Here is an 8,654-nt window from a genome sequence, read left to right on the forward strand (position 1 = left end):
CCAACCCCGCAATTTCGTGCTTGCGCGCTTCTCGGACGCCAGACGGTGCCGCGCGCTACTCGACCACCTCGCGCGGCGTCCGAGAAACCTACAGCCTTGCCGTCAGTAAACCGCGCGCCGAACGGTCCAGGTTGCCGTGGCAAACGGCGACAACGCCGAATTATTGTCGATCAGTGCCCTTATGGCTTCGATAGGCGTTTTCAGCGCGCCTCAAGCCTCTTGTCGCCCGCATCATTCCCTACCAGCCACTCATCCAGCTTTGACCAGCGCCGCCGCCCCGAGACGTTCTTCACGGCGATGGCCACGGCTTTCTTCTGGCCGACCAGCACGACTAGTTTCTTGCCACGCGTGACGCCGGTATAGATCAGGTTGCGCTGAAGCATGGCGTAGTGCTGGGTCATCACCGGGATGACTACCGCGGGGTATTCCGAGCCCTGGCTTTTGTGGATGGTCGCGGCGTAGGCGGGCACCAGCGTGTCGAGCTCGCCGAAAACGAAGCTGACGGTGCGCCCGTCGAAATCCACGGCCACCTCGCCCTCGTCGATATCGACATCCTCGATCATGCCGATGTCGCCGTTATAGATGTCCTTGTCGTAGTCGTTCTCGATCTGCATGACCTTGTCGCCGGGCGCGAAGGTCCAGCCGAACCGCCCGACCTTCTTCTCTCCTGCAGGGTTCAGCGCGGCCTGAAGCTCGATGTTGAGCGAGCGCGCCCCGACGCCACCACGGTTCATCGGACATAGAACCTGGATGTCCTTGATGGGATCGAAGCCAAAGCGGCGCGGGATACGTTTGGACACAAGCTCCACGATCCGAGGCACGGCCTGTTCCGGGTCAGTGGCTGGCACGAAGTAGAAATCCGCCTCGCCGTCAGGCGGCGCAAGATCCGGTATGCGACCGGCATTGATGGCATGCGCCGTGGTGATGATCTTGCTCTGCGCCGCCTGCCGGAAGACCTCGGTCAGCTGGATTACGGGCACGGCGCCGGAGCCGATGATGTCAGCCAGCACCTGACCGGGACCGACCGAGGGCAACTGATCGATGTCGCCCACGATCAGCAGTGCCGCCGTGCTCGGCACGGCCTTCATCAGCGATTGCATCAACAGCACATCGACCATCGAGGTCTCATCAATGACCAGCAGATCGCAGTCGAGCGGGTTCTCGTCATTGTGCTTGAAGCCGAAGGCTTTGGGGTCGAACTCGAGCAGCCGGTGGATTGTCCTGGCCTCCATGTCGGTGGCCTCGGACATGCGCTTGGCCGCGCGGCCCGTGGGTGCGCAGAGCAGCAGCTTCACGTTCTTTGCCGCCAGGATGCGCAGGATCGAATTCACGATGGTGGTCTTGCCCACGCCGGGACCGCCGGTGATCACCATGACCTTTGATTTCAGCGCGAGGCGGACGGCCTCTGCCTGGCTGGCCGCAAGGGTGAGACCGGTTTTGTGCTCGATCCACGGCAGCGCCTTGTCGGCATCGATTTCTGGCCATGGCAGGGGGGCTATGCGGATCCGTTCAAGGTGCTCGGCGATGCCGCGCTCGGCACGGTAGAGTCCTGTCAGGAAGATGCAGTCCGCATCCCCAACGCGGTCGGCGGTGATCGTCTCCTCGGCAAGTTCTTCCAGCAACGCGCTCTCGATAAGCGCCGCAGGGACCTCCAGCAGCTTTTCCGCAAGTCCGATGAGGTCTGCGCGTGGCAGACCGCAATGGCCATCGCTCATTGCCTCGGTGAGCGCAAAGGAAATTCCCGCGCGCACCCGGATCATGGCGGTTTTCTCGATGCCGAGCTTCTCGGCGATCAAATCGGCGGTGCGGAAGCCTATGCCGCGGATGTCCCTCGCCAGTTGATAGGGGTTCTCGCTCATGACCTGGACGGCATCTGTGCCATAGGTCTTGAAGATGCGCACCGCGCGCGCTGTGCCGACGCCGTGCTCGTGCAGGAACACCATGATCTCGCGGATCACCTTCTGATCGGCCCAGCCGGCGGTGATCTTGTCGGCGCGCTTGGGGCCGATGCCCTCGACGTCACGCAAACGCTCGGGCGTGGCCTCTATGATGTCGAACACATCCTTGCCGAACATCCTGACCAGCCGCTTGGCATAGACCGGCCCGATGCCCCGGATCATGCCGGAGCCGAGGTATTTCTCGATTCCGTCGATGGTCGATGGGGCCGAGGCCTTGAGAAACTGGGCCTTGAATTGCAGACCATGATTGCGGTCGTTGAGCCAGACACCCGAGGCGGTGATCCATTCACCCGCCGAGATCATCGCGGCGTGGCCCACCGTGGTCACCAGATCCCGGTGCCCTCTGGCTTTCACGCGCAGAACGCAGAAGCCGTTTTCCTGGTTGTGGAAGGTGACCCGCTCGACCAGACCGGCCAGGACCTCGGAGCCTGATTGCGAAGTACTTTCCGGCTTCACGACACGACCTCGGTCAACTGGGTTCGGGTGTTGACAATTCTAGCCCCCTTGACGCACGTTCGAAAAATGCCCCGAGCGTGCCCGACGAAGTCATCTTCGGGCGCTTCGTCGTTCGGGGCAAGCGTCTGTCGTCCATGGCAAATGTTGGCTGATCATCACATCTCCCGCCCATACCACCGCACGCGCCCGACAATATTGACCTCTTCGGCGGTGCATTCATAGGGGGAATACTGATGGTTGTCGGAGATGATCCGAACCCTTGGCGGCTCGCTCACGGGCACGTATTCCAGCCGCTTGGCCACGAGACCCATCCCGTCGTGTAGAACGAACACGCCTGGTGGGACGGGATTGCGCTGGTTCATGTCGACGAGGATCACATCGCCGTCGTTCAGGGTCGGCATCATGCTGTCGCCCTGAACGGCCATGACGCGCAGCATGGATGGCGAGGCCTTGAGGCGATCGCGGACCCACGCGCGCCGGAAGTGAAAATTCCGCCCCGGATGGTCTTCGCCTTCGACGATGGCGCCGCCGCCCATCGAGGGGCGCGCGGTCGCGTACTGGATGGCAACGAACTCGTTGTGGTAGTCCAGCGAAATGGGATCGTCCCCCTCGACGCGGCCCTTGCCGGACAGGAGCCATTCGGGTTCCACCTTCACGACCGTCGCGACACTGGTGAGTTTCTCCAGGTTCGGCACCTGCGACCTGCCGCGCAGGATGTCGTAGACGAAGGAGCGATTGACCCCGGCCTCGCGCGCCACTTCCGCGACCGAAAGGCCGAGCTGGCGGATCCGCGCGCGCAGTCTTTCGGGCATAGGCACAGACATATCCACTCCCTCTGTTGGTGACTGTGGAAAAAACAGGATTGAAGCAAACTTGTCAATTCAATAGAAACAAAGGGGGAACACTGTCGGCTAAGGAGTCGGATATGCGGGTTGAGCGCGATGCATTTGAACTGTCCGAGCTTGCCGAGCGCTGGCGTATTTCCGGGGCCGACATCCGCTACCTCGTTGCCAAAAACCAGATGCGGCTTTCGGTGCGCGTCGTGGCCCAGCCCGCATTGCTGTCAGACGAGGAGTGGACGGCAGAGGGAGAGCCGTTCTGGCTGCCCACCGAGGAAAAGGTGTTTTCCGGACTTGGGGATCTGGGGTTGCGTGATGCCTTTCGACTGGTCCGGGATGGAGAGGGTATTGTCACCCAGCTCTTTCTACCCGAAGCCAGAATGGTGACGCTGAAGGGCGACAATGGCATAAGCGTTTCACACGTGGACCTTCTGGTGCGGCGAGAGCGGGCGGAGGCGCTCGAGCGCGAGGTGATCAAATCACCTGGAGAGCCGGAGGAGGTGTTTGATTTCAGGCTGTTTGTCTTCGACGGTCAGGAGTTTGCGTTTACCTTGCCGCAAGCCCGGGCCCTGGAGTTCATGGTGGAGAAAACGCGCGCCGGAGCCCCGGATCAGCATTACACCGACATTCTGAATGCTGTCGGCTCGGCCTCGCAGCGGTTGAGCAGTCTGTTCAGCCGCAAGCCCTACTGGTCACGGTTGCTGCGCAAGACCGAGGGCCGACGAGGATGGTATCACCTCGATCCGGATTTCGTGATCTGGTTGCTCACAAGCCGATGACGCAGATCGCTGCCGATGTCCGCCCGCCGCTCCGGCGGGCGTTTTGATTCCCGCCTCCTGCGCGGGGTGGGCGCCTGTGTCGTCTGCATTTGGTATGCATCCGGTCTGCACTCGGATGCACTCGTCTGCACCTTGGACGGGACCGGTGGGTTTTCACGATAAATCAGCAGCTTAAAAAATCGCATGGCGCATCCCACTTGTGGGACTTATGCATCCTTAAAATCTGGCATCCCTTCTCCACAGATCGAAAGGAGACGCGAATGTCCGAACATTTCCTCAACCAGGTCCATCTGGCACGGCGCTGGCATATCAGCCCCCGCACATTGGAACGCTGGCGCTGGACAGGCGAAGGTCCCGCATATTTCAAGATTGGCGGGCGCGTTGTCTACAAGCTGGCCGATGTCGAAGCCTATGAAGGCCCCCGTCGTTGCGAAAGTACAGCGCAAGGCACTGCGCTGCATGCGGTGCAATGACCATGGCGCGGTTTACTCCGGGCCCGCTGGCTGAACCTGCGCGTGGCTCAGCCTGTGACGCCGAGATCGCCGACGTCGACCTCTATGCCTGGATCGCGCAGGCCGAGGCTGGCGACGCGCTGATCTATCACCGCGGGTTTCTCGTGGTCGATGCGGACAAGTCGCTTTCGACGCTGCCGACGGACCGGCGTTGTGCCCTGCGCGGCGTAGCGGATGCCGCGTTTCGCGCCGCGGAACAGGGCCTCGTGCACTTGGTGCAGGAGCGGCTGGAATCCGATCGCTTCGCCTACATCGCTATCGCCCGCCCCAAACCGAAGGCCGCCACTGCGTCGCTGTCCGCGCTGCTGCTCGACGCGCAGGTAGCGTGACGCCCCTTCGCAAAACACCCACTGATCAAAGAGGCACAGTCATGCCATTTCCAGATAACACCCCCACGCCGGAGGACCTGCCGGATATCAGTGTCCAGGACATCGCGCAGATGCCGGTCGAACTGCTGGCCATCCTGCAGCACGAGATCGATGCGCGTCTCAAGCGCGACAAGGCCGCCAAGACCCGTCTAGATGGCGCACTGAGCGTGCGCTACGCCGACCGCGCCGCCGAGGAACGGCAGGCCCACGGCAAAGACACCGGTACCGTCAGGTTCGATGATGGCGATTTCACCATCGTCGCGGATCTGCCCAAACGCGTGGAGTGGGATCAGGCGCAGCTCGCCGCGGTGGTCGAGCGCATCCGTGCCGCCGGCGACGATCCCGCCCAGTATGTCGACATCGCGATCAAGGTGCCCGAGCGCAAATACACCGCCTGGCCTGCCTCGATCCGGGCCGAGTTCGAGCCGGCGCGTACGGTCGGCAGTGGCTCGCCCAGCTTCAGGCTCGAACCCGCCGGCACCCCCTGAACACAGCGGCGGGGACGCCCTGACCGCAAGGCTGGGCAGGCTCCCCTTCGGCGCCCGGTCACCCCCCGCCGCTGTTGACCCCTTCGACCCAACACAAGGAGAGCACCATGACAGTGCGCATCATCACCGCTGATGAGAGATTGTCGACGACCGAGAACAAGACATCGCTGGCCATCTTCGGCCCGCCCGGCGTGGGCAAGACCACGCTGATCACGGCGATGCCCGAGAAGAAGGCCGTATGCTTCGATCTCGAGGCCGGCATGAAATCCGTCCAGCACTGGCGCGGCCCCAGCATCCCGATCCGCAGCTTCACCGATTTCCGCGATCTGGTGATCCTGATCGGCGGCCCGGATCCGGCGCAGCACCCCGACAGCTATTACGGGCCGCGCTATCATGCGCATGTGCAGGCACACTACGCCGAAAGCGGGCTGGAAGCGTTCCTCGAGGACCGCTCGATCATCTTCGTCGACTCGATCAGCGATCTGACGCGCCAGGCCATGGCCTATGCCAAGCAGCAGCCGGAGGCGTTCTCGGATCGGACCGGCAAGCCGGATGTGCGCGGCGCCTACGGGCTGCTCGGGCGCGAGGTCATCCAGGCGCTGAAACACCTCCAGCATGCCCGCGGCAAGACCGTGATCTTCGTGGGCGTGCTGGAAAAGGTGACCGACTAGTTCGGCACATCGAGCTGGCTGCCGCAGATGGAAGGCACGAAAGCCGGCCGCGAACTGCCCGGCATCGTCGACCAGGTCATCTCGATGCAGCTCTTTGGCAAGGACGCCGACGGGGCTTGGACCCTCGATGAAAAATCCGCCGAGCGCCGCCTCGTCTGCACATCCGGCAATCCCTGGGGGCTGCCCGCGAAAGACCGCTCGGGCCGGCTCGACACGACCGAGCCGCCGGATCTCGCCGCGCTGCTGGCCAAGATCGACGGCCGCGCGGGCCCCATGACCACCCCTCACTCCAACTGAACCCACGAGAGGACCCAACCCATGAGCTACGATCTGAACGATGCCGGCCCGCAAATGGCCCCGATGGGCGAACTGATCCCCGACGGCACCTTTGCCAAGGTGACGATGAAGCTGCGCCCCGGCGGCACGAACGGCGCGACGGAGATGGATGCGGGGCTGCTGAAAAGCTCGCCGCACAGCGATGCGAAGATGCTCGATTGCGAATTCACCGTGACCGAGGGGCCGTTCGCGCGGCGCAAGTTCTGGCAGAACTTCACCGTTGCGGGCGGCAAGCTCGACGAGAAAGGCCAGTCCAAGGGCTGGAACATCTCCAAGAGTTCCTTCCGGGCAATGATCGACAGCGCGCTCGGGCTCGACCCGAAGGATGTCAGCCAGGCGGCAAAGGACAAGCGGGTAATCGGCGGGCTCAAGCAGCTCGACGGGATCATCTTCGTCGCGCGCATCATGGTGGAGAGCTCGGACAACCCGAATTACCGCGATACCAACAAGCTGGCCAATGTCGTGCTGCCCGATGACCCCGTCCATGCGGCGATCATGCGCGGCGAGCAGGTCACACCGGATCCGGTCAATGCCGCACCGCGCAAGGCGCCCGCTCAGACACCGCCGGCCTGGAACGCACAGGCCCCGGCGCAGGGCGGCTGGTCCAATACGCCCCAGTCGCCGGCCGCACAGCCGCAAGGCAGCGCAGACCCCGCGACGCCCGCCACACCCGGTGGGGCTCCGGCCTGGCTGAACAGCTGAGCCGATGACGCCGGATGAGTGGCAGGCGCATGTGACGCGCGCGGCAGCACGGGAGATAGGCACATGGCTCGAGGCCCGCGGAAGACTGGATCGGCCCATCGCAAGTCTCGCGCTGGCCGATCTCGAGGCCATGGCCTCGGTGGCCATAAGCCGCTTCGTCGTTCTGGCGTCGCACAAGACGAGGGAAGCGCCCGGTCAGCACGCGGAGCTCGACACCCTGCTCATGGGCTGAGCGGCGAGAGCCGCGTCTGCGCCATCTGCGCGCGCGAGGCGCGGGGCTTCGGGTTCTGTCTGCGCCTGCAATGGGCGCGCTTTCCAACATAAAAATTCTGTTCGCGCCGGTGCCAGGACATCGGCGCGGACCTCGCCCGGAGGAGCCACGGAATGATTGACAAGACCGCCCGCGAGGCACGCGCCATTCGCGATGCCCGCAAGGATTTTGCAGAGGCGCTGACCGAGCTCGGCCTGATGGCCCCCTTTTTCGACCGCACCGCCGCGGAGATCGATCAGCTCATCGAGGCGGCGGTCACCGGATACATCGACAGCATGCAGACGCAGGCCGCGTGCCCGGAGCGCGATGGCAGCCTGCCAGCAGACACCATCCCGTTCTGAGGTATCCCCCATGATCGATCTGAATCACGGGTCGGGCGCGCAGTATGTGCAGACCCGCGCTCTGCCCGACATCAATTCCGCCCTTGGCGCGGCCGTCGATGCCGGCCTCAGTGCCCGCCAGCAGGACGAACCTCCGCGTAGCTATGTCAGTTCCTCGGGGCTGGGCCGGGCCTGCCTGCGCCAGATACAGTATGACTACCTGGCTGTTCCGAAGGACGAGGGGCAGGATTTTGCCCCGAAGACCCTGCGGATCTTCGAGGCCGGGCATCGCGGCGAGGACATGGTGGCCAGCTGGCTGCGCCTTGCCGGGTTCGATCTGCGCACCGAACGCCCCGATGGACGGCAATTCGGGTTCACCGCGCTCGATGGCCGGTTCAGGGGACACATCGACGGCTGCCTTGTCAGCGGGCCTGTCGCGATGGCGTATCCCGCACTCTGGGAGAGCAAGGCGCTCGGAGCCTCGAGCTGGAAGGACACGGTCAAGCGCGGGGTAACGATCGCCAAGCCGGTCTATGCCGCCCAGATCGCGCTCTATCAGGCCTATATGGATCTGCCGCACCCGGCGCTCTTCACCGCGCTCAATCGCGACACACAGGAAATCTATGCCGAACTGATGCCGTTCGATCCGGCGCTGGCGCAGCGGATGAGCGACCGGGCCGTCGAGGTCGTCCGGGCCTCGGACGCGCAGGAAATGCTGCCGCGCGCGGTCGCGGAGCCCACCTCGGTCGTCTGCAAGGGCGGCATGGCGGGCGGTCACTGGCATCCCCCCTGTGCATGGGCGCAGCGCTGCTGGAGGGCACGGCCATGATTCCGCAGGCGTACGAATTCAAGCGACTGGCATGTGAATCGGCATGCAAAAGTGACCCACCTGGGTGGGTTATGATCATCTAAAACTGACCCACCTGCCACGTTAGCATCCGTGCGTTCATGCAC

General features: G+C 63.7%; 12 protein-coding genes. 10 read left to right on the forward strand and 2 right to left on the reverse strand.

All coding sequences use genetic code 11. The features are described from left to right. Positions 1–200: 200 nt before the first annotated feature. A complete protein-coding gene (gene recD2, locus V8324_RS20390) occupies positions 201–2,414 on the reverse strand; it encodes an SF1B family DNA helicase RecD2 (RefSeq protein WP_336421733.1) in 2,214 nt (737 codons plus the stop codon). A 155-nt stretch (positions 2,415–2,569) separates the two neighbouring features. Continuing rightward, the gene (locus V8324_RS20395) at positions 2,570–3,226 is read right to left on the reverse strand and encodes an XRE family transcriptional regulator (RefSeq protein ID WP_336421734.1); all 657 of its coding nucleotides are present in this window, start codon (positions 3,224–3,226) and stop codon (positions 2,570–2,572) included. A 113-nt stretch (positions 3,227–3,339) separates the two neighbouring features. Between V8324_RS20395 and V8324_RS20400 the strand changes: the two genes are divergently transcribed. The 10 genes from V8324_RS20400 to V8324_RS20445 all read left to right on the forward strand — a co-directional run bounded on the left by V8324_RS20400 (position 3,340) and on the right by V8324_RS20445 (position 8,529). Then, the gene (locus V8324_RS20400; protein ID WP_336421735.1) at positions 3,340–4,032 is read left to right on the forward strand and encodes a hypothetical protein; all 693 of its coding nucleotides are present in this window, start codon (positions 3,340–3,342) and stop codon (positions 4,030–4,032) included. Between the two features lie 260 nt (positions 4,033–4,292). Further along, entirely contained in the window at positions 4,293–4,505 is a 213-nt protein-coding gene (locus V8324_RS20405) for a helix-turn-helix transcriptional regulator (RefSeq protein WP_336421736.1), read from the forward strand. Then, positions 4,502–4,873 carry a hypothetical protein gene (locus V8324_RS20410; RefSeq protein ID WP_336421737.1) on the forward strand — a complete coding sequence of 124 codons (372 nt, stop codon included), beginning with the start codon at positions 4,502–4,504 and terminating at the stop codon, positions 4,871–4,873. Before V8324_RS20405 ends, V8324_RS20410 begins: the two co-directional genes overlap by 4 nt. Positions 4,874–4,914: 41 nt before the next feature. After that, positions 4,915–5,400 (forward strand): hypothetical protein, encoded by a 486-nt coding sequence (locus V8324_RS20415; RefSeq protein WP_336421738.1) that lies wholly within the window; start codon positions 4,915–4,917, stop codon positions 5,398–5,400. Positions 5,401–5,507: 107 nt separating this feature from the next. Beyond that, on the forward strand, positions 5,508–6,071 hold the full coding sequence (locus tag V8324_RS20420) for an ATP-binding protein (protein WP_336421739.1): 564 nt from the start codon (positions 5,508–5,510) through the stop codon (positions 6,069–6,071). Positions 6,072–6,098: 27 nt separating this feature from the next. Beyond that, complete coding sequence (locus tag V8324_RS20425; protein ID WP_336421740.1) at positions 6,099–6,368, forward strand: hypothetical protein; 270 nt, start codon at positions 6,099–6,101, stop codon at positions 6,366–6,368. Between the two features lie 21 nt (positions 6,369–6,389). Continuing rightward, the gene (locus V8324_RS20430) at positions 6,390–7,109 is read left to right on the forward strand and encodes a hypothetical protein (RefSeq protein ID WP_336421741.1); all 720 of its coding nucleotides are present in this window, start codon (positions 6,390–6,392) and stop codon (positions 7,107–7,109) included. Between the two features lie 4 nt (positions 7,110–7,113). Then, the gene (locus V8324_RS20435; protein WP_336421742.1) at positions 7,114–7,341 is read left to right on the forward strand and encodes a hypothetical protein; all 228 of its coding nucleotides are present in this window, start codon (positions 7,114–7,116) and stop codon (positions 7,339–7,341) included. A gap of 152 nt (positions 7,342–7,493) precedes the next feature. Further along, positions 7,494–7,721 (forward strand): DUF6511 domain-containing protein, encoded by a 228-nt coding sequence (locus V8324_RS20440; RefSeq protein ID WP_336421743.1) that lies wholly within the window; start codon positions 7,494–7,496, stop codon positions 7,719–7,721. 10 nt (positions 7,722–7,731) lie between these two features. Then, on the forward strand, positions 7,732–8,529 hold the full coding sequence (locus tag V8324_RS20445) for a hypothetical protein (protein ID WP_336421744.1): 798 nt from the start codon (positions 7,732–7,734) through the stop codon (positions 8,527–8,529). Positions 8,530–8,654 lie beyond the last annotated feature (125 nt).

It is taken from the genome of Roseovarius sp. D22-M7 (assembly GCF_037083785.1).
Classification (GTDB): Bacteria; Pseudomonadota; Alphaproteobacteria; order Rhodobacterales; family Rhodobacteraceae; genus Roseovarius.